The sequence below is a fragment of the bacterium genome (assembly GCA_021158245.1).
Taxonomy (GTDB): domain Bacteria; phylum Zhuqueibacterota; class QNDG01; order QNDG01; family QNDG01; genus QNDG01.
This window is the reverse complement of sequence record JAGGVB010000225.1, coordinates 1-20913: the sequence shown is the minus strand read 5'-3', so window position 1 is coordinate 20913 and position 20913 is coordinate 1. Positions and strand designations below refer to the sequence as shown.

Below are 20913 nucleotides of genomic sequence, written 5' to 3'. Positions count from 1 at the left end.
CTTGTAAATGATCATAATTTGAATATCGCTCAATTGTGCGGTGAAGGCGGTATTGATTTTGTTGTTTCTGTTACTGATATGCAGAAATTAACAGAAATAATTCAGATTGCAGTCTGTATGAAAAATTCAAGAGTGTCCTTAGCTGAAATCGGAATTGATTTGAATCAGTGTTCACCCCAAGTTTTGAAAGTGGTAAAGATTATTGAAAAAATGTACCTCCGATTGACAAGTGTGAAAGAAGTCTCTGATTTAATGGGGATTTCAGAATGGACTTTATCAAAATACTTTAAAAGATGCTGCCCAATTAGGCCGAAGCAGTTAATTGCACATTTGAAAATTAAACATTCTGCTAATTTAATGAAGAATCCCGGGCTAAGTTTAAAAGAGATTGCGAGATTGGTGGGCTATTCGAACCAAAGTCGTTTCAATGAGTGCTTTCATCGGATTATGGTGGTTTCGCCCAGTGAATATAGAAATATGGCAAAAAAACGTAAGTAAAACCAAAAAAACGTTATTGACAAAGGGATTTTTGTTCTGTAAACTTCAAAATATGAAGGTGAAGAATAAATAATGAGGAAGTGATTAGGGCCTATCATGAAAGATTTACATGAAATATGTAAATTGCATAATAGGTGATAAAATTGAAAACATAAATGGGGAAGGGGAATTAATATTTAAGTCTGCAAAATGAAGAGAAAGTGTCATTGTTATAAGCATGATGCTTATTGAGCTACAAAGCAATTAAATGTTCTTAAAAAATGGATATTATTTTAACTATATAAGCCTTTGCTTGAAATGACATTGTTGATATCTTTCTGCAGAAAATTTAAATGACTAAAATCAGGAGGTCATAGTATGGAATATTTTATAAGGATTAAAAAGCAGATCACCATTTTGTTAATTCTTTCTTTGCTTCTGCTGATACTTATACCTGGCACCATTAAAGCTGAAAAACCAGTTAATTGTGAAAAAGCTTTAGAAAAATGTATGATAGATGCTGGCATAACAGGAGCTTTCGGTGGACTCTATGCAGGATTAGCATACACGGCATTTTGTGGAGTCGGGTATGCTTTTTGTAAAGAATTTTTATAAAATCAATAAAAATGGAGTTCAATATGAATTATTTTAGGAGAATTAAAGGATATTTGATATCGCTGATGATTATTTTAATAGTATTGCTTGTGTTTTTGCCTACTACTATAAATGCTAACGTGAAGGTTGATTGTGCGAATGCATATGAAAATTGTATGATAAAATATACGATTTGTAGTTCAATCGGAGAGGCGCTTTGTTATTGTGTTAGCGGTTACCTTTTTTGTGTAAAATATTGTGAATAAATATAAGTAAAAAATCCCTTTCCCATTAATAAATTCTTTATTAGTTAATAAGATAAGGAGTAAAGTATTATGCTTAAAAGATTTTTAATAATGTTTTATACCATACTGCTTTCGTTCATAGTTCAATTGTATGCACAAACAGATAAAACAATATCTCTTAAAGAAGTTTTATCAATAGGCGGTCCTGATGAAGAAACTATATATCAATGGGCGGGTGTTTGCACTGATGATTCCGGATATATTTATATAACAGATATGATGGACTATTCAATAAAGAAATTTGATGTGAATGGTAAATTAATTAAAAGAACAGGGTGCAAAGGTCATGGTCCCGGAGAATTTATACAGCCGGTTAATATTTATAATTATCAAAACAGACTTTATATTTTGGATATTTATAATGCTGGAATATCAGTTTTTGACAAAAAATTAAACTTTATCAGATTTATTAGGCTCAAATACCCTATTAATGATTTAGAAGTTATTAATAATAATAAAATAATATTTAACAACAGTGTTGTAAAAACAGGTTTAACAATAATCGATAGTATGGGAACCAAAATTAATGAAATCAATTTCAATTATTCCCAAAAAGATGATGGCGGGTTGATAAATTTTTCATCCAGTGATTTCGAAGTTGATGACAAAGGCGATATATACTTGGCATTTCTCTGGCAGGATAAAATTTTAAAATGTAATGCTAAAGGTGACAAAATATGGGAAAGAAAATATTTTGGAGGGAAAAAGTCGAAAAAGAAAAAAATACGGAATTTTATGGTACCTACAGAAACTTATTATAAATCTATTGCTTTAGATTCAAAAAATAATGTTTTTGTGCTTGGTGGAGATATATCAAAGAATAAAAGCAAAGATGTTTATGTGTTTTCATCAAGTGGAAATATGTTGACAACTTTAACATTGGATTATCCCACACATATAATATATATTGACAAAGATAATTTTTTATATACAAGAGCATATCAAAGTACATGTCTAAAAAAATATAAAATAGTATATATGAATATTGATTAAAAGGAAATAAATTATATGAAGCGTATTTTATTATATTCATTGATGTTATTGTTTTTAATTTTAAATTTTAACCAGTTGGGAGCTGTCCAGGAGCACAGTAACAGCAAAAAAGCAATTGTTCTAATATGCCTTGAAAAAACAACGTTACTCTGTCCTTTATGTTTAGATCAGTTTTTGGATATATGTAAAAAGATTGAAAAGTATAAATCTAAATTTACAATTATTGGAGTTTATTTAATTGATAATAATGAAAAAATAACTTCTACCGATGTAAAAATCGAACAGTTGAAATTAATGGGTTTTGTAAAAGCGAACAATCTAAGCTTTCCATTTTACATTGATAAAAATCATATTTTTGGGGAGGATGGTTGTATAATAATAATTAGCGAGAACTATTTTCGGAGATTAACATTACAATTAAATCCATTACAAATTAAAGAGTTTGAAGAAACGTTACAAAAGTTATAGGTAAATAAATTTAAAGGTATAAACCATGGATAAAAAGAATATAGTTATTGAAAAAGTTGTTCTTTTGACTTTATTGTTTATATATTTAATATTTAATATAAGGTATGTACTCTTAGTGGCTGTATTGTTGCATGCCATAATAGATAGCAGTAAATTTATTAAGAGCAAAAACATTTATAAGCATCTTGTCTCTGGTTTATTATTTGTTATGCTGGGCATTTCTATTATCTTGGGCGGCCAGGAGTTTATTTTAAAACCATTTACCATTGTAGTGCTCCTGGTGACTATTATTTATAAATATATTATATTTAAGATTTTTAAAAAAGGTTCATCCGAGAATTAGTTTTTTTACAATACATGCTCAATAGGTACAGGAAACGAGATTTTTTGATATGTTTTTTCGTCAGAGTGACTATTACTTGGATTACACCAAACTCTATTTTTAATATGCTGAATTTATTTCAGCATCTAAAGAACATGAATTCCAATGTTTTCCTTTCCTTAATCTGCCCCATATATTTTTTGCATTTTTCAATCCATTGTAGTAAATTTATAAATAATCAAAATCCGGTAATCCTGCAATAAAGAGGCTATGTGTGAAGATAAATAGTATTCTTTCTCTTCTGTTAATTTTAATCATCACAAGTTGTGCAAAACAGGCAAGGCCTCCAGGCGGGCCTGTTGATAAAACACCTCCGTTTGTTGTGCAGGCAACACCCACTCCAGGCGCTTTAAATGTTGATACTTTAACTGATGTTGAAGTCATCTTCAGTGAAGGTATTAATCCATCCTCTGCAAAAGATGCCATTTTTATTACACCTTTTCAGGGTGATAATGTACGTTTACATTTCAGAGGCAGGAAGATAGCTGTAAAATTTAAAAATCCTCTTGATCTCAACCGTACATACGTCATTACATTCGGAACCGGAATTTCCGACTACAGATCAAATAAGATGGATTCTTCATTTACACTTGCATTTTCAACAGGGCCTGTTCTTGACAATGGTGAAATACACGGGCGTGTTGCGGACGTCGGGCAGCAAAAAGGTGTGGATGTGTGGGCATATCAGATTAAGGTCAGAGATCCTGACCCCTCTCTTGTATCTCCTGATTATATTGTACAGTGCTCAGCAGGCGGATCATTCAAATTCAATCATATCTCTCCCGGAAAGTACAGAGTGTTCGCTGTAAAAGATCGTGCAGCGGATAAGTTGTATCAGCCGGTGGAGGATGAGATAGGTGTATCTTTTAAAGATGCTGTGATTACACGGGATTCCCTCTCAATATGCAGAGACATTTTAATCAAGATGGCTTATGCAGATACTGCAGGCCCTGAGCTTGTCAGAGCAAAAGCAGTAAACAGCACAAGAGTTGTTTTCCAGTTCAGCGAGCCGGTAGATTATTCATCAGGAAGAATCCTCATTACACCGGAAAACAGAGATAATGACTCTCTTAGTATCCGGTTTTTATGGCAGTGCAGAAATCAGAAGCAGGTGCTGTACGCTGAAACAGATAAGCAGGAGAAAGTTAAGTACAATGTACAAATATCTGATATTTTTGATGATTTCGGTAATAATATAGACACGGCTTTCTCTTCGGCTGTATTTTCAGGGAGTTCCGGACCGGATACTATATCTCCCGAAATTTCAATTACAGTACCTCAGCCGGGAGAAAAAGACGTAAATATCTCAACAAATATTTTTACAGGATTCAGCGAGCCGGTTGATACAAGCGGCGCACAAAACAGTATTGTGCTGTGCGATACACTTGGCCACACAGTACATGGAACTCTTGAATGGCTGTCAAGCTGTGAGGCAATATTTAAACCTTTAAAATCCCTTAGCAGTAATAAAATATATTTAATCGAAATATCAGGTCCGCCTGTAAAAGATATTTATGGGAATTTTATTGCTGATACTACCATATCGTTTACAACAGTCAACACAGATACTCTCGGTGAGATTTCAGGCAAAATTATTGATCCTGAGCAGAATGCCGAAGGAAAAATATTTATCTGTGCAAGAAAGATTAATACTCCCGAAAGAGAATATAGTACTTCAATTGATGAACCGGGCGATTTCAGGTTCTTAAATGTTATGCCCGGGAAATATAAATTTTTTGTTTTCAGGGACAGTGATAAAAATAGTACTTATACCTTTGGATCTCCTTTTCCGTATGAGCCTTCAGAGAGATTTGTAACAACATTGGATACAGTTGTTGTAAAACCCAGGTGGAGAAACGAAGGTAATCATATTATACTTCCTTCAAATAAAAACTAATTCTATGGAATCTTATGTTAAAAGAAAAAATTATAATTCTGTTCGGGCTTTTTCTGCTTTTTATTTCCTGCCAGAAGAGCTTTGTGCCATATAATACAGAGAAGGGAATAAATACAATCTCTTTTGATTCTGATTTGATGCTGCACCAGGCAAAAGTACCGGGCGGCAGGCTTACAAAAATATGGTATTATAAGTCTCTGGGAGCGCCTTCGGGAAACTTCCATTCTTATAAAGGATTAATTCTCTTTTCCACTAAATTCGGAAGAGTTGTTACACTCAACCCCGGAACAGGGAAGTGTATACGAAACAGAATGGTAGCAAAAGGCAATGATGTTGTTATTGCAATTTCAGACAGTATAATTGTTACAGGGTTAAAAAAGGGAAAAGAGACATTACGTGCTTTCAATGCAGTACGCGGAAATATGCTGTGGAAACAAAACATAGGCGCAGTGTCGGCCGGGCTTGCTGTTGAATCACATTTTGTAGCTGCAGGTACTGAAGCAGGCTGGATTTATTTTATTGATACAAGAGACGGTAAAATAATATGGAAGCGGAAGCTCAGGAGCAGAATTGAAGGAATTAGTATTAAGTACGGGCTTAAGGTTTATGCGGCAACAAATGACGGAACTGTCTATTGCCTGAGTATCGGAGAAGGAAATATTATATGGCTTAGAAAATTATACGGGAGTATTTTTTCTCCTCCTGCTTTTAGCAGGCAGCGGATATTTGCCGGTACGAATCAGGGGAGATTATTCTGCCTTTCTGATTTTTCAGGAGAAGTAGTATGGCAGAAATCTGTTCCTGGCGCAATATTTAAAGGGCCTGCGGCTGACAGATATTCAGTATTCTTCGGCACTACACGTTCAACCCTTTATTCATTAAAGATTTCCGACGGATCAGAGAACTGGTCGGTTAAAATTCCAGGTGTTCCGGGTAACGCACCGTTGCTTACACAGGGGCTCTTATTTTCGGGAACTCTGACAAAAAAAATTGTTGTCGTGGAAACAAGCACAGGGAAAATTCTCACAACTGCCTCTGTTAACGGAAGGGTTAAAACCGACCTGCAGATTGCCGGAGATGTAATTATAGCAGGAACAGATAAAGAAAGGATTTACGGTTTTAAGATTAAGCATGTTAAGTGAATATTAGTATAATATTTTAATATAAATTCAACTATTAAAGAGGGAGTCCGACGTTGTCCAATAATTTATTTAAAATGTTCCGGCTGCCTTTTATTACAAACACGATATGTGTTCTTGTCGTTTTTTATCTTTCCGGCAGCGGGAATGTTATCAATGAGATGATTTTTTTTTCAGGCCCATGGTCTTTATCAGCAGAATGAGAAGATAATCGGCAGTTTGGCGATATCTGCTTTTAATATTAAACAATCTGACTGTTTATGCGTAAAACAATAATGCCGGATTAATTGTCAGGGGAAGGAATTTTACAGGAATGTTTATGAAAAGATTTGCTGTCCGTGATTATATGCTGTTTTCTGCTGCTGTTTTAAGTATTGCTGTATTTACATGGATATTTCCCAGATTGTATCCTGAATCAAAAGTAAATTTGAGATTTGACAGAGCGCAGATTTTAGAAAAAGCAGAAGGCATGATTAAGTATCTCGGCTACGATCTGCCGAAAAAAAGAATAACAGTTTTTATGGATCAGGATGATGATCAGTACAGGTATCTGCAAAATATCTATGGTATTGAAAAAGCTAACAGCATGGCAGCATCCGATTCATTAAATATGTTCTGGTGGGTGTTGGATTGGGATTCTTTTAAAAATAGAACAAGCAGGCAGAGCAGCCATGATAATTCAATCCAGGTTTCGGCCCGGAATCCTGACAGCACAGGCACCTATCAGGTAACTCTTCATCTTGATCTGCAGGGCCGTCCCGTAAGTTTTACTGCCAAAGGGGCTGCCGGGTTTTGGACGGGAAAAGAAAAAAAGGATAGTGGCGAAAGTTATGAATATGCAGAAAAGATAGCCAATAAAATTCTTGCAGATGATTTTCCCCAGTGGAAATTTGACGGCAGAGAATCATTCGAGCGCAGAGATAGTATTTTCTCAAAATTTAAATGGATTAGGCAAAAAAATATTGCAGGGGAGAAAGTCGTTTTTACACTCACTATTTCAAACGGCAGAGTAACAGGTTTTAATAAACATTATTCTTATCCTCCTGGTTATTCATCAAAACAGAGTTCTATCCTTAAAATTAATGTGATTTATGCCCTGTTGGGTATTATTGCCCTGATTTTAATAATAAAGCGTTTGCGGTCCGATTTTATTGATTTAAAAGTGGGGCTTGTCCCGGCAGTCATAGTTGTTTTATTATGGGCCATTGATTTTTTTACAACACTTTACGTCCAGTCAGGTTCTGTTTTCTCAATTGTCAGCATTATAGGATATTTAATAACCTCCCTGTTTATTGGAGGTGCGATGTGGGTATTTTTCTCTCTCGGCGAATCTTTGTATAGAGAGGTCTGGCCTGAAAAGCTTGTTGTAATGGATACTATAAGGCGCAGAATTTTCTCTTCGGACGTAAGTAAGTCTATAGTTCAGGGAGTTTCAGCAGGTTTTATTATATCCGGATTTATTGCTCTTTCCGAATATCTGCTTGTAACCGGAAAATTTGCAGTGATATCTTTTATCCCTCATATTTCATTGTTTTATTCTCATAATATTCCATGGCTTTACGGCCTGCACGGAGTATTGAACCTTCTGTTTTTTGTAACTGTAGTATGTTTTGCAGGGCTTCCTCTGATAAAAAAATATTTTAAATGGCCTGTAATAGGGTATATTATTATTGCATTTTTTTCAGCAACCTTAACATTCCCTTATTCACAAATGTCTCCGGAATGGATTAAATTTTTAATGACAGCAATAGTAGTCCTGTTTTTTATCCGGGTTATGTTAAAATATGAGGTTATAAGCCTGATTGTTGCCGGATTTACTCTTTCTGTTATTTTTTACGGATATGCCGGAGTAGTAAGTTCAAATCCTCATATTCAGACACAGGGGATAATTCTATTATCAATTATTGCAGGGCTGCTGATCATTGCATTAATTACGAAGAATAAAACTGCCGGCCCTCTGGAATTAAAAGAATTTGTGCCTGACTATCTGCAGAGGATTTATGAGAGAGAGAGGCAGCACAGAGAACTGGAAATAGCAAGAGGCGTGCAGCTGAGTTTTCTTCCTCAGAGCTGTCCTTCCAATAAAAATGCTGATATTGCCAGTTTCTGTATTCCTGCAATGGAGACCGGAGGCGATTATTATGATTTCATATCTCTTGCGCCCGATAAACTCGGAGTTGCGATCGGAGATGTGTCGGGAAAAGGGATTTCCGCCTCTTTTTACATGACACTTACAAAAGGATTTCTTCTTTCACAGGCAAGATTTGATATGTCTCCCAAAGATGTTCTGATAAATATAAATGAACTTTTTTACAAGAATGTCAAACGTGGTGTTTTTATTAGTATGATTTATTCAATTTTTGATTTTACTAATTCAACACTTATTTTGGCCAGAGCAGGGCACAATCCAATGATATTTTTCAGATCCGAAGACGGCAGTACAAAAGGGCTCAAAACACCCGGGATTGCTCTCGGCTTTGAAAAAGGGGATGTATTTAGCAAAACAATTGAAAACGTTGTAATCCCGATGAACAGAGGCGACATATTTTTTTTCTATACTGACGGTTTGAATGAAGCTGTAAACCTCTCAGGAGAAGAGTTCGGAGATGAGCGGATTAAAAGAATAATCCGTTCCAGTGAAAAAAAATCTGCAAAAGAATTATTGGATAAAATCAGGGCAGAGATTGATCTTTTTTCAAAGAGTATGGAACAGCATGATGATATGACTGCAGTTGCAGTTAAAATTCAGGGGGGAAGTACTTGAAGAAAGAGAAATCACAGATTAGAAAGTATTTGATAATTACAGTAATCATTGTTATTATAACAGCGGTTGCAGCAATTATGGCACAGGCTTTATCTCTTCCTCTGTCAGCTAATGAAATTTTTCTGTTCCAGATATCGCTTGTTATGCTTGTCTTCTCCGGTATGGGACGATCATGGTTTCCCAATTTTAGTATTATAAAAAGAATATTGCTTCTTGGCGCCGGAATAATTATCCTCTGGATTCTAATTAATATTACAACACCTTCGTTCCTGTTTGAAGATAATTCAAATGCAGAACTTGATGCCCATATTTCTGCCCTTTATATCTCTTTTATTTTAATCTCATTTATAATATGCGGATTCATACTTAAAACACTGAGAGGGATGGTTTTTATACAGCAGTCCAAACATACTCTGAGAAATTTTAATATCATGCTGTTTGTAATCGGCCTTAGAATCGCAGTCCGTTTTTCGTCCGGTTACGGGCATTTAAGCTCTATAGCAGGCGGAAGTGATTTTGCTGATTCCATGGATTTTTTTAACAGCAGTATGTTCGGGGCAAACGATATTTTTATTGCACTCATAGTCTCAATGGCAATTATTAACGGATTCCGTGTTAAGTGGATACATTATCTTAATAAGAAGGAAAAACTTATCACTCTTGTTCTGTTTTTAATTGTCGGTTCAATCTCCGGCCGTTTGAGTTATTCCGCACAAAATGTAATAGATTACAGTGTAGTGGCTGGAATATTTATCCATTCGGCAGCTTTAGTTTTATTAATATATTCGTCTATGTCAATTATGGGGATACTCTTTCTTCTGCCTTCAGCAGGAATTATGGACAGGCGTATTCGGGAGCTCAGGTCATTTCAGGAACTTAGCGCTGCAGTAAGTTCGGTATTTGAAAAAGATAAGCTTGGAATCACTGCTGTAAAATTGGCGGCACAGATTACAGGGGCTGACAGTACATGGATTGAATTATATGATGGTGAAAAATTTTCGGTTTTAAGCTCGTATGGAGTCAATGAAGATAAAATTAAGTTAATCGAAAAAAGTATGGAAGCAATTCGCAGCGAACTATTCCAAAACAGTACAACTTTACTTGTAAATGTATGTTCCAGAAACAGGCTGACCAATAAGTTCCCCGGATATTGGAAGAAAAGGGCCGGTTCATTAATAGCGGCACGCCTTGCACATAAGGATAAAAACATTGGAGTTATATACGGAATCAAATCAGGCCATTACGGATTTATGGAGGAGAGCCGAAGCCTGTTTGAGGCGTTTGCGTTTCAGGTAGCGCTTGCTGTTGAGAATGCAAATCTAATACAGATAACCATTGATCAGCAGATTTACAAGGAGGAACTGCGTGTAGCGCATGAAGCTCAGATGAGGCTTCTGCCGCATTCAAAACCCTTGACAGATACTGCTGATATTGATGGATTCTGCATTACTGCCAATGAGATCGGCGGGGATCTTTATGATTTTATAGAGGTTAATGATGACCGTATAGATATTCTTGTAGGAGACGTTTCAGGAAAAGGTGCATCTGCCGCTTTTTACATGGCAGAATTGAAAGGTGTACTTCTTGCGCTTTCACAGCACCTTGCATCGCCTTCGGAAATATTACTTCAGGCAAATGGGTTTGTAAAAAATTATTTTGAAAGAGCAATGTTTGCCACAATGGCCTACTGTGTGTTCATACCCTCAAAAAGAGTTATCCGGTTTGCGAGGGCCGGCCACCCGCCTGTTATTCTGGTCCGCAACAGCAAAGCGGAGATGGTACAGAGTGCAGGACTTGGGTTAGGCCTTACATGCGGAGATGCTTTTAAAAAAACATTGGAAGAGAGAGAAATAAAACTTAAAGAAAATGATGTAGTATTTATCTATACAGACGGTATAACTGAAGCGAGAAACAGCAGAGGAGAGGAGTTCGGTGAGAAAGCGCTCGTTGATCTGGTAAAAGAAGCATCTGAATCAGCATCGGATGATGCTTTGAAAATGATCAGAGAGAGACTGAATGAATTTACTTCAGGTGTACAGCGACATGATGATTTAACAGCTGTGATCCTTAAAGTTATTAGTTAACGCAGGTAATGAGGGAGAGAATATTTAGGAGAGTATCTAATGAATGAATTTTCATTAATCAGAAGAGATGTCGGCACAGTATCTGTGATAGCCCTGAACGGTTACCTTGATGCCCATACTGCGCCTGATCTTGAACAGGCAATTACAGAGCTCATAGACGAGGAACGCATCCGCATAGTAATCAGCCTTGGGGAACTTGACTATATAAGCAGTGCAGGCCTGGGAGTATTTATGGGTTTTATCGAGGATGTGAGAGCAAAAGGTGGAGATATCAAACTTGCAGAAGCAACTGAAAAGGTTTTCAGGGTTTTTGATCTTCTCGGTTTTCCTGTACTGTATGAAATCCTTGATAAAGAAGAAGAGGCAATCGGTAAATTTTCAGATGAAGAACAGGCTCATGGCTAACAGGAGCGGAAATATGAAGACTAAATCGGATTATAAATTGAAAATTCCCAGCCAGACGGATAATCTTGAACTGATAAGAAATTTTGTTACCGGAGTTGCAAGAAGAGTGGGCTTTGATGATGATGATGTGAGTAAAATTGAACTTGCAGTTGATGAAGCATGCACAAATGTTATTGAACATGCTTACAAGAATGATAAGAATCAAAATATTGACGTTGCTGTAAAAATTGATTACCAGAAATTAGCAGTTGTGATCACTGACAAAGGTAAAAGGTTTAACATCAATGATGTGGAACTTCCTGATATGGAAAATTACATTGCTGAGCTGCGTGTAGGCGGGCTTGGTATATATCTTATGAAAACTCTTATGGATGAAGTGGATTATGTATCAAAACCTGACGGCAGTAATGAAGTAACAATGGTAAAATATTTTTTAAAGAAAGATAAGTAGCCCATGGTAATTGAAAAAGAAACCGGAGAAGATCAGCAGAGTGCTGCTGACGAAAAGCTTCTTGAACTTTCTGCATTATTCGAAATAAGCCGTTCCCTGACTTCCTCCTTAAGCATCAGATCAATCCTGGAAAATATTCTCAGAATCCCGATGGGGCATCTCCTTATAACAAAGGGAATAGTGCTTATAAAAAAGAGCGGGCAGAATGAATACATTGTAGAAGAACTGAAAGGGATGAACCGTAATCTTAAGGGTAAATGCATTGCAATTACTTATCCGCCTGAAGATGTGAAAATTATTAATGAAGTAAAAAACAGTGAAGAGTGGGCGGAATTCTTCAGAGAATTCGGATTGAGTATTGTATTTCCTCTTAATACAAGCCAGGGAATTATCGGAATAGTCGGATACGGCAGTAAAATCGGGAATAAGAAATTTATTGACAGGGAAATAGAGTTTCTCAGTTCCCTTTCCAATATAGCTGCCACTGCTGTTGCAAACGGATTAAATGTTGAGGAGCTGAGAAAAGTAAACAGAAATCTTGACCGCAGAGTTCAGCAGCTTAATACTATTTTTGATATAAGCCAGGAAATTAATACTACATTGGATCAGGAAAAGACAGGCAGTATTGTGTCGTTTGCAATCATGGGCGAACTTATGGTAAACAAATGTGCCATCTTTTTCCGGAATACTGATAAATTCAGCCTTGTTACGGCAAAGGGTACTTCATGCGATAGACTTGGTTCGGTAATAATTCCCGTTATTTCAGACCCTCTTTTCCTGTCATCAGTAAAGGACAGGAATGTGTTAAAAGAATTAGGGTTTACTCTTCTCGTGCCAATGATGCTTCAGGGGAAAACAGTCGGTGCCATTGCTCTCGGCTCTAAAATTAATAATTCAGAGTTCAGCGATAATGACATAGAGTTCCTGAAAATTCTTGGAAATCAGGCTGCAGCCTCTCTTGAGAATGTCCGCCTGTTTACAGAAGCTCTTGAGAAGCAGCGCATGGAAGAGGAGCTTAAACTTGCAAGAAGCATGCAGCAGGGGCTTCTTCCTGCAGAACTTCCGGATGATATTTTCTGCGAATTTGCGGCAATTAATATTCCAAGCAGAGAGGTCGGCGGAGATTACTATGATGTTATCCGAATTACCGATAATATCTGGGGAGTTGCAATTGCAGATGTCTCAGGTAAAGGCGCAGGCGCAGCACTTTTAATGGCGAATTTACAGGCAAGCCTTAATGTACTTGCTGTTGAGGGGACAGGAGATGTGTCGGAAATAGCAGGCAGGATAAATAACCTGATATTTAAAAATACTGCGCTTGATAAATTTATTACATTTTTTTACGGATTAATAAATACTGAAAATAATACAATAACTTTCTGTAATGCAGGGCACAACCCTCCCTATAAGATTTCAAAATCAGGTGAGATAACAGAGCTGACAACAGGCGGTATTGTGCTTGGAATGATGGAAAATGTACTTTATAAACAGGAAACAGTATCTTTTAATCCCGGTGATAAATTCGTACTGTACACAGATGGCGTTACTGAAGCGATGGATGAGCTAGGAGAAGAATTCGGGGAAGAAAAGCTCAAATCAATAATTTTCAAAAGCAGTGATAAAAACGGTACTCAGCTTCTTAATGAAATCGTCAGCAGTGTTAAGGATTATGAACAGGGTGATGTGCAGGCAGATGATATAACCGTAGTTGTAGTCAGGAGGAAATAAAAGTAGTACAATCTTTATTCTCTGTTATGATCAGGTATTGTGCAGAAGATTGAACCATTTGCCCCTATTACATAACTGCCTCCGGACGGGCATGACGGAAGAAGATTTTTTCGCAAAAACGGTTTCAGCTCATTAAGATCAGAAGCATAGTGTGATTCTCCGTTCTCAATAAGCGATTTAGCATTCAGCAGAGTCTGTGCGGTTTGAAGGCTGAGCTGGTTCACTTTGCATGCAGCCCTGTTTGCTGCTTTAGACATATCAATAAAACGGCTCAATGCCGCAGTTGCAAGTATGCTTACTATTATCAGAACAACAATAATTTCGGTAAGAGTAAATCCTTTTTCATTTTTAAAAGATATGCTATAACGTTTCATTTCCGGGCTCCATTGCAAATTGCTTCTGCATTTTGCAAAATATATTGCATAATTTAATGATTTTTTCCCTTAAAATACAGTAATCATAGATTTGCAATAATCAGACCATTTTTTATCAAAAACTTTATAAAAATCCTTGCTATTATCATCTTGTTTTTTATTTTATTTATAATCATGGAAAGAGAGTTATGGACAACAATTTAATAACACGGGAAAAGAGAGAAAGAAAACTATTTGAGAGAATTCTTTCCTCTGTTATGCTTTTTGCAGAAAACATTTTTAAAATACCTGTTTTCAAGTGTCAGAGATGCGGTGAATGTATTTTGAGCCATACTGCACTTATCTGCAGCCAAAAATGCCCGAAGAGGCTTAGAAACGGCCCGTGCGGAGGCACACGCGAGAACGGCCATTGTGAAGTTTATCCTGAGAGAAAATGCGTATGGTACAGAATTTATAAAAGATCTGTACTGCTCCACAGGGTAAGTTTTCTTTATAGAATAGAAAAAATGCATAACTGGAAACTTGAAAAGACATCAGCATGGCTGAATGTTTTTACAGGAAGAATAGATCCTCCAATACTTTTTATGAAGAAAGAAAATGAATCTTCGTCAACTGATTGAATCGGAAAAATTTATTGTAACAGCAGAACTTGGGCCTCCTCAAAGTGCAAATGGCAATGTTATAAGAAAAAAAGCTGCATATTTTAAAGGCCTTGTTGATGCTGTAAATATTACGGATAACCAGACTGCAATTGTGCGTTTTTCTTCTATTGCCGCTGCAAAGATATTATTGGAAGAGAATGTAGAACCTGTGATTCAGATGACTTGCCGTGACAGGAACAGGATTGCAATTCAGAGTGACCTGCTTGGGGCTTTCGGCCTTGGTATTGAAAATGTCCTGTGTTTAACAGGGGATTATCCCACAAGCGGGAACCAGCCTGAAGCGAGGCCGGTTTATGATATGGATTCCATTCAGCTTATTGCTTCTGTTACAGAACTGAACAGAGGTGTTTTCCTTTCAGGAGAAACAATGAAAACTCCTCCGGAATTTCTTATAGGAGGTGCGGCAAATCCTTTTGCTCCGCCTTTTGAGATGAGAATAATAAGACTGCAGAAAAAGATAAAAGCAGGTGTGCATTTTATCCAGACCCAGCCTGTTTTTGATATTGAGATGTTTATAAAATGGATGGACAGGGTTAACCAGCTTGGATTGAGCAGGAAAACAGCAATACTTGCAGGAGTCATGCCTGTGAAATCTGTCAAAGCATTGGAATATATGAAATCACAGGTGCCTGGAATGAGAATCCATCCGTCAGTTATCGAGAGAATGGCGCAAGCGGAAGATCCCAGAGAAGAGGGTATAAATCTTGCATCTGATTTAATAAATCAAATACGAGAGATCCCCGGCATAAGAGGGATTCACCTTATGCCTTTGATGTGGGAAAGTATTACACCAAGATTAATTGAAAAGTCGGGGTTGTTAAATAGATGAAAAAGAGCAGTAGATTATTTGATATTCTGAAACAGAGAGTAGTTATTCTTGACGGTGCAATGGGAACAATGCTTCAGCCGCATCTTGCGAGCGGAAGCTGCATGGATATGGCAAATATTCTGCAGCCGGAAGTAGTTACTCATGTCCATGTGCAGTACAGAGATGCAGGTACGGATATTATTTCTACTAATACGTTCGGTGCAAGCAGAATAAAACTTGATGCTTTCGGATTCGGGCCGAGGGCAAAAGATGTAAATATTGCAGGGGCGGATCTTGCACGAAAGGTTGCAGGTTCTGCACTGGTTGCAGGTGTAATGGGCCCAAGCGGAAAACTTATTGAACCTCTCGGCGAGCTCTCCTTTGACGAAGCCTTTGATGCATTTTACGAGCAGGCAAAAGCCCTGGCCCAGGGTGGTGTAGACCTGTTTCTCCTTGAAACATTTGCAGACTTAAAAGAGATTAAAATTGCTGTAATGGCAGCAAAAGAGGCTGGCCCTGGCCTGCCCCTGCTTGCTTCAATGACTTATGAGGAGGGATTTAAAACTTTCACAGGCACAGATCCTGAAACAGCGGCCACAGTACTGACTTCACTTGGAGTTGATGCTGTGGGAGTTAACTGTTCAACAGGCCCTGAACCCATGCTTGAAGTTGTAGGCAGATATGCAGTGTCTACTAATAAGCCGATTTTTGTGGAAGCGAATGCAGGTATTCCGATTTTAAATAAAGGAAAAACAACCTACACTGTTTCAGCTGATGAGATGGCACAATTCGGAGAGAAGTTTGTCGAGATTGGTGCTTCAATTGTAGGTTCATGCTGCGGAAGCACTCCAGAATATACAAAAAAGATCGCTGCTGCAGTGAAAAATAAAAAATCGGTATTCAGGCCTGTAATTCATGGGTTGCGCCTTTGCAGCAGAACAAATACTGTTCATATCGGTACCGGAGAGCCCTTTGCAGTAATAGGAGAGAGAATAAATCCGACAAACCGTGATGAGCTTGCAGAGAGCATTAGACAGGGCAAAGTTGGGATTATACAGCAGGAAGCAAAACTTCAGGTTAAACAGGGAGCTCATCTTATTGATGTGAATCTTGGAGTACCGGGGATTGATGAGGCTGCTGCAATGTCAATAACAATACCTGCAATTGAGAATGTTGCTCCAGTACCGCTTGTAATTGATACAAGTAATCCTGAAGCAGTTGAAGCAGCTCTTTTACACTGCAGCGGCAAACCCCTTATCAATTCTGTAAACGGAGGTGAAGAGAGCCTTAATGCAGTTTTGCCACTTGCAAAGAAGTTCGGAGCTGCCGTATTATGCCTTGCAGTTGATGAAAAGGGGATACCAAAAACAGCAGAAGAGAGGATAAGCGTACTTAAAAAGATTATAGCAAGAGCTGACTCCCTTGGGATAGACAGGAATGATCTGATTTGTGACACACTTACTCTTACTGTGTCAGCTCAGCAGAAACGTGCTGAGCAGACCCTTTTTGCAATGATGATGGTAAAAAATGAGCTGGGCCTCCAGAATGTTCTCGGAGTTTCAAATATATCTTTCGGCCTGCCTCAGCGGAGCCTGATAAATTCCACGTTTCTTGCAATGGCAATGGCCTATGGATTAGATGCAGCTATTATGAACCCCGGTGATGAACGCATGATGCAGACAGTGAGTGCAGCGTCTGTGCTTACTGTAAGGGACAGGGATTCGAAAAATTTTATTGCGGGTTTTAAAGCTAAAAAATCCAAAGGTACAAAGAAGCCGAAACAAAACACAGAGAATAATGATAATCTAATTTTTCGTGCAATTCTTGACGGAAACAGAGACGAAATTATGCCCCTGGTAGAACAAGCTCTTGAAAAAGGCACGGATCCTCTTGCAATCAACAATGAGATATTAATTCCTGCAATAAAAGAGGTGGGAGACATGTATGACAGGAAAGATATCTATCTGCCGCAGATGATTCTTTCCGCAGAGACTATGCAGAGAGCTTTTAAGGTTTTGGAACCGCATTTTGGCAAAGAAAAGAGTGAAATAAAGGGCAGAGTAGTGATCACAACTGTTTCAGGGGATGTTCACGACATAGGTAAAAATATAGTTGCACTGTTTTTGAAAAATCATGGATTTGAGGTTATTGATCTCGGCAAGAACGTACAAGCTGCTGACATAGCTTATGCAGCAATAAAAAATAATGCAGATATAGTGGGGCTTTCCGCTCTTATGACTACAACAATGGTAGAGATGCCAAAGGTGATAAAAACATTAAGAGATGCCGGGTCCAAAGCCAGGGTTGTTGTAGGCGGAGCTGTTGTTACCAAAAGATATGCCAGGGAGATAGGGGCGGACGGTTATGCAAAAGATGGTGTGGGAGCAGTAAAAGAGATTGAAAAGCTGGTATCTTCATGATTTTTGTAAATTTTTGGGAGGTTTGACTAATGGACACTCAATATGCAATCAGGACAGAAAATCTTACAAAGGTGTTCAAGGGAGAACTCGGACAGAAAGATGTGACTGCTCTTCAGGGTTTGGAATTAAGCGTATCTCAAGGCCAGGTTTTTGCATTTATCGGGCCTAACGGTGCCGGCAAAACAACGACAATCAAACTGCTGACAAGGCTGCTGTTTCCTACAAGCGGGAATATATGGCTTCTTGACAGAGAAAACAGAGATCCTGAAGCAATGCGAAAAATCGGCTATCTCCCCGAGCAGCCGGGCATTTACGGGTATCTTACAGGAAAAGAATTTTTAGATTACATCGGAAGGATTTTCAAGATACCTCCGTCTGACAGGCATAAAAAGATTGATGAATTATTGCAGTTAACAGGCCTTGCAGCATCAGGAGATACTTTGGTGCGTAACTATTCAAGAGGAATGGTACAGCGCCTTGGGCTGGCTCAAGCTTTGATAAATGACCCTGAACTTCTGATTCTTGACGAGCCGATGGCAAATCTTGACCCTGTTGGAAGAAAAGATTTCAGAGACACAATTCTTGATCTTAAAAATCAAGGCAAAACCATATTTTTCAGCTCACACATTCTTTCCGATGCTGAAATGATTGCAGATCAGGTGGGAGTTTTAAACAGAGGCAGAATGGTCAGTTCCGGATCTCTGGATGAACTCCTCTCCCTGCAGTCGTCAGAAGTGGAAATATCATTCCGTTTACCTGCAGGCACAATTAATGATATAACTCTTCCTGCTGAGCATCAGATATTAAGCTCCGGCAGGGTTCGTGTGACAGTAGAGCACAAAGAGATTAATGAATTCTTAAACAGAATTGATGAGTGGAAAGGTACCCTGATTTCAGTTGTTCCCGGTTCGCGTACACTCGAGGCATTTTTTCTGGATGAGATAGGGAGGTAGATATGGCAATCGGTGCAGTCTCTTTGAATACTTTCAGGGAAACGATCAGGAATCGTGTCCTTGTGAATATACTGGTATTTGCAATAGGTATGATTTTCCTCGGGCTTGCTATTGGTGACTGGTCAATGGGAAATCAGGTAAAAGTTATTAAGGATTTCGGCCTTGGAGCAATGTCAGTATTCGGGCTTTTAATTGCAATATTTATTGGAATAAGATTAGTGGTTCAGGAACTGGAAAGACGCACAATATACGTAATTGCTTCAAAGCCCATACACAGATGGAATATTGTGACAGGTAAATTTTTAGGTTTGTCACTTACCCTTTTACTTAATGTGGTATTAATGGCAGCAGCTCTTTTTATTACGGATTATATTATGGAGTCATCTATTGACTTGAATCTTATTCCCGCTATAATTTTAATCTATATTGAAATCCTTTTGATTGTATCATTTGCACTTTTCTTTTCGTCTTTTACTTCTCCTACTCTTTCTGCAATATTTACATTAGTTGTGTTTGTTGTAGGACATTTATCTTCATTCCTCCGCGATTATGTGGAAGTGTACCCTGATAAAGGTATGCACTGGCTTTACAGGGCTGTTTATTTCATTGTTCCTGATTTGGAAAAACTTAATCTTAAAATGGCTGCTGTTGAACATATAAGCAATTATTCGGGCAGATTTATTATGGCTTTTGCATACGGTATGTGTTACATTTTGCTGGTTCATTTTATCACAGCTCTTATTTTTCAAAAGAGAGATTTGAAATAAAAGGGGGGTAAGATGAAAAAAATAAATAAAATCTGGCTGGTTTTTGTTCCTTTGTTTTTGGCATTTTTTGTTCATTATTTACAGGTCACAATTGACAGGGATAATGCAATCCATTTTGTAGATACTCAGCCGGTATTTTTACCAAGGGGTGTCACTCTAAAAGCTGTAAGTATGGGTTACAGGAGTGTATTGGGCGATGTACTCTGGATCAGGAGTGTACTCTATTACGGAAGAAGAGTAATAGATGATGATAATCCCTACTTTGTTTATGCAAAGCAAAAAGGTACTCTAAATGCAGAAATAGCATCTGTAAGAAAAGAGAATAAAATTTCAGGGAAAGACAGCATCAGAATCGCACTTAAACACATTCTTTATAAGCAGTCAAGCAGAGGGCTGGTCAGATTTATATATCCGTTGCTTGACAGAGTTGCAGATCTTGACCCTCATTTTATATTTCCCTATATATTCGGCGGTGTGTATGTGCTTCTTGACACAGGGGAAGAGGATAAGGCAGAAGCATTGCTTAGGAAAGGTATTATATCCAATCCGGACAGATGGGAGTTCCCTTTTTATCTCGGATGGCTGTACTGGATGTATAAAGGAGACAGACAAAGTACATATAAATACTTGAGCGATGCCATAAAAATTAAGGACTGTCCCGAATATGTTGAAAGTCTCTATACCGGGCTGTCAAAGAATCTCGGCAGAAAAAATGAGGCAAGGATATATCTTAAGAGCCTGATTGAGAGTACTGATAATGAAGATATGAAGAAGCAGCTTCAGAAAACTCTTGATAAGCTGGAATCCGGATCGTAATTAACAGAAATACTTAAAGGGCCGCTGATTTAAACGCTGACGAACAATGATTGATGATTTTAATAATCTAATCGCATATTTTCTGTTATATCCGCATAGCGAACAAAACTCATTCAATAGTTGCGTTTTTATTTTCCTTGCTGAATCCTTGTACCGTATCCTTATTGCTTCTAAAATTTCATATTTAGTCGATGTACTCATTCTAAAATCTCCCGTCTTTACGGTTACATCTATTTTGAGGCAACGATTAATTTATGAAAAAGTTCAATTCCTCTAAAGTTACTTTATTTATGAGTCAATGTATAAATCCAATATGATAAAATTATTTGAAAAAGCCCTTGCGGGTAATGTATACTATTAGTATATTCAATTATACGTAATTTATCCTTATTCAATTTTACCTGAATAAATGGTTTGTCATCTGTT

At 37.6% G+C, this 20913-nt stretch carries 18 protein-coding genes; 17 read left to right on the top strand and 1 reads right to left on the bottom strand.

What is annotated here, in order from left to right:
- The 11 genes from J7K93_14040 to J7K93_13990 all read left to right on the top strand — a co-directional run.
- Nucleotides 1-498 (top strand): helix-turn-helix transcriptional regulator (locus J7K93_14040; protein MCD6118123.1); only part of this gene is annotated, 498 nt, incomplete at its 5' end.
- A gap of 357 nt (nucleotides 499-855) precedes the next feature.
- Complete coding sequence (locus tag J7K93_14035) at nucleotides 856-1092, top strand: hypothetical protein (protein MCD6118122.1); 237 nt, start codon at nucleotides 856-858, stop codon at nucleotides 1090-1092.
- A gap of 314 nt (nucleotides 1093-1406) precedes the next feature.
- Nucleotides 1407-2369 (top strand): 6-bladed beta-propeller, encoded by a 963-nt coding sequence (locus tag J7K93_14030; protein ID MCD6118121.1) that lies wholly within the window; start codon nucleotides 1407-1409, stop codon nucleotides 2367-2369.
- 15 nt (nucleotides 2370-2384) lie between these two features.
- Complete coding sequence (locus J7K93_14025) at nucleotides 2385-2837, top strand: hypothetical protein (protein MCD6118120.1); 453 nt, start codon at nucleotides 2385-2387, stop codon at nucleotides 2835-2837.
- 596 nt (nucleotides 2838-3433) lie between these two features.
- Nucleotides 3434-5116 carry an Ig-like domain-containing protein gene (locus J7K93_14020; protein MCD6118119.1) on the top strand — a complete coding sequence of 561 codons (1683 nt, stop codon included), beginning with the start codon at nucleotides 3434-3436 and terminating at the stop codon, nucleotides 5114-5116.
- Nucleotides 5117-5130: 14 nt separating this feature from the next.
- A complete protein-coding gene (locus tag J7K93_14015; protein MCD6118118.1) occupies nucleotides 5131-6258 on the top strand; it encodes a PQQ-binding-like beta-propeller repeat protein in 1128 nt (375 codons plus the stop codon).
- Nucleotides 6259-6574: 316 nt separating this feature from the next.
- Nucleotides 6575-9019, top strand: coding sequence for a PP2C family protein-serine/threonine phosphatase (locus tag J7K93_14010; protein MCD6118117.1), 2445 nt, complete (start codon nucleotides 6575-6577; stop codon nucleotides 9017-9019).
- The gene (locus J7K93_14005) at nucleotides 9016-11103 is read left to right on the top strand and encodes a SpoIIE family protein phosphatase (protein ID MCD6118116.1); all 2088 of its coding nucleotides are present in this window, start codon (nucleotides 9016-9018) and stop codon (nucleotides 11101-11103) included. Before J7K93_14010 ends, J7K93_14005 begins: the two co-directional genes overlap by 4 nt.
- A gap of 39 nt (nucleotides 11104-11142) precedes the next feature.
- Complete coding sequence (locus tag J7K93_14000; GenBank protein ID MCD6118115.1) at nucleotides 11143-11508, top strand: STAS domain-containing protein; 366 nt, start codon at nucleotides 11143-11145, stop codon at nucleotides 11506-11508.
- A 13-nt stretch (nucleotides 11509-11521) separates the two neighbouring features.
- Nucleotides 11522-11959: an ATP-binding protein gene (locus J7K93_13995; protein ID MCD6118114.1), complete on the top strand. Its 438-nt coding sequence runs from the start codon at nucleotides 11522-11524 to the stop codon at nucleotides 11957-11959.
- A gap of 3 nt (nucleotides 11960-11962) precedes the next feature.
- Nucleotides 11963-13687, top strand: a complete 1725-nt coding sequence (locus J7K93_13990) for a SpoIIE family protein phosphatase (GenBank protein ID MCD6118113.1) — start codon at nucleotides 11963-11965, stop codon at nucleotides 13685-13687.
- A gap of 14 nt (nucleotides 13688-13701) precedes the next feature.
- Here J7K93_13990 and J7K93_13985 read toward each other — a convergent pair whose 3' ends face one another.
- Nucleotides 13702-14061 carry a prepilin-type N-terminal cleavage/methylation domain-containing protein gene (locus J7K93_13985; GenBank protein ID MCD6118112.1) on the bottom strand — a complete coding sequence of 120 codons (360 nt, stop codon included), beginning with the start codon at nucleotides 14059-14061 and terminating at the stop codon, nucleotides 13702-13704.
- A gap of 188 nt (nucleotides 14062-14249) precedes the next feature.
- Between J7K93_13985 and J7K93_13980 the strand changes: the two genes are divergently transcribed.
- The 6 genes from J7K93_13980 to J7K93_13955 are packed head-to-tail and all read left to right on the top strand — an operon-like array spanning nucleotide 14250 to nucleotide 20487.
- On the top strand, nucleotides 14250-14681 hold the full coding sequence (locus J7K93_13980) for a methylenetetrahydrofolate reductase C-terminal domain-containing protein (protein MCD6118111.1): 432 nt from the start codon (nucleotides 14250-14252) through the stop codon (nucleotides 14679-14681).
- A complete protein-coding gene (locus tag J7K93_13975) occupies nucleotides 14659-15552 on the top strand; it encodes a methylenetetrahydrofolate reductase (GenBank protein ID MCD6118110.1) in 894 nt (297 codons plus the stop codon). The genes J7K93_13980 and J7K93_13975 overlap by 23 nt, the downstream gene beginning before the upstream one ends.
- Entirely contained in the window at nucleotides 15549-17951 is a 2403-nt protein-coding gene (locus tag J7K93_13970) for a homocysteine S-methyltransferase family protein (GenBank protein MCD6118109.1), read from the top strand. Before J7K93_13975 ends, J7K93_13970 begins: the two co-directional genes overlap by 4 nt.
- Nucleotides 17952-17980: 29 nt before the next feature.
- Nucleotides 17981-18904, top strand: a complete 924-nt coding sequence (locus J7K93_13965) for an ABC transporter ATP-binding protein (GenBank protein MCD6118108.1) — start codon at nucleotides 17981-17983, stop codon at nucleotides 18902-18904.
- Between the two features lie 2 nt (nucleotides 18905-18906).
- Nucleotides 18907-19671, top strand: coding sequence for an ABC transporter permease subunit (locus J7K93_13960; GenBank protein ID MCD6118107.1), 765 nt, complete (start codon nucleotides 18907-18909; stop codon nucleotides 19669-19671).
- Nucleotides 19672-19683: 12 nt separating this feature from the next.
- Nucleotides 19684-20487 carry a hypothetical protein gene (locus J7K93_13955; protein ID MCD6118106.1) on the top strand — a complete coding sequence of 268 codons (804 nt, stop codon included), beginning with the start codon at nucleotides 19684-19686 and terminating at the stop codon, nucleotides 20485-20487.
- Nucleotides 20488-20913 lie beyond the last annotated feature (426 nt).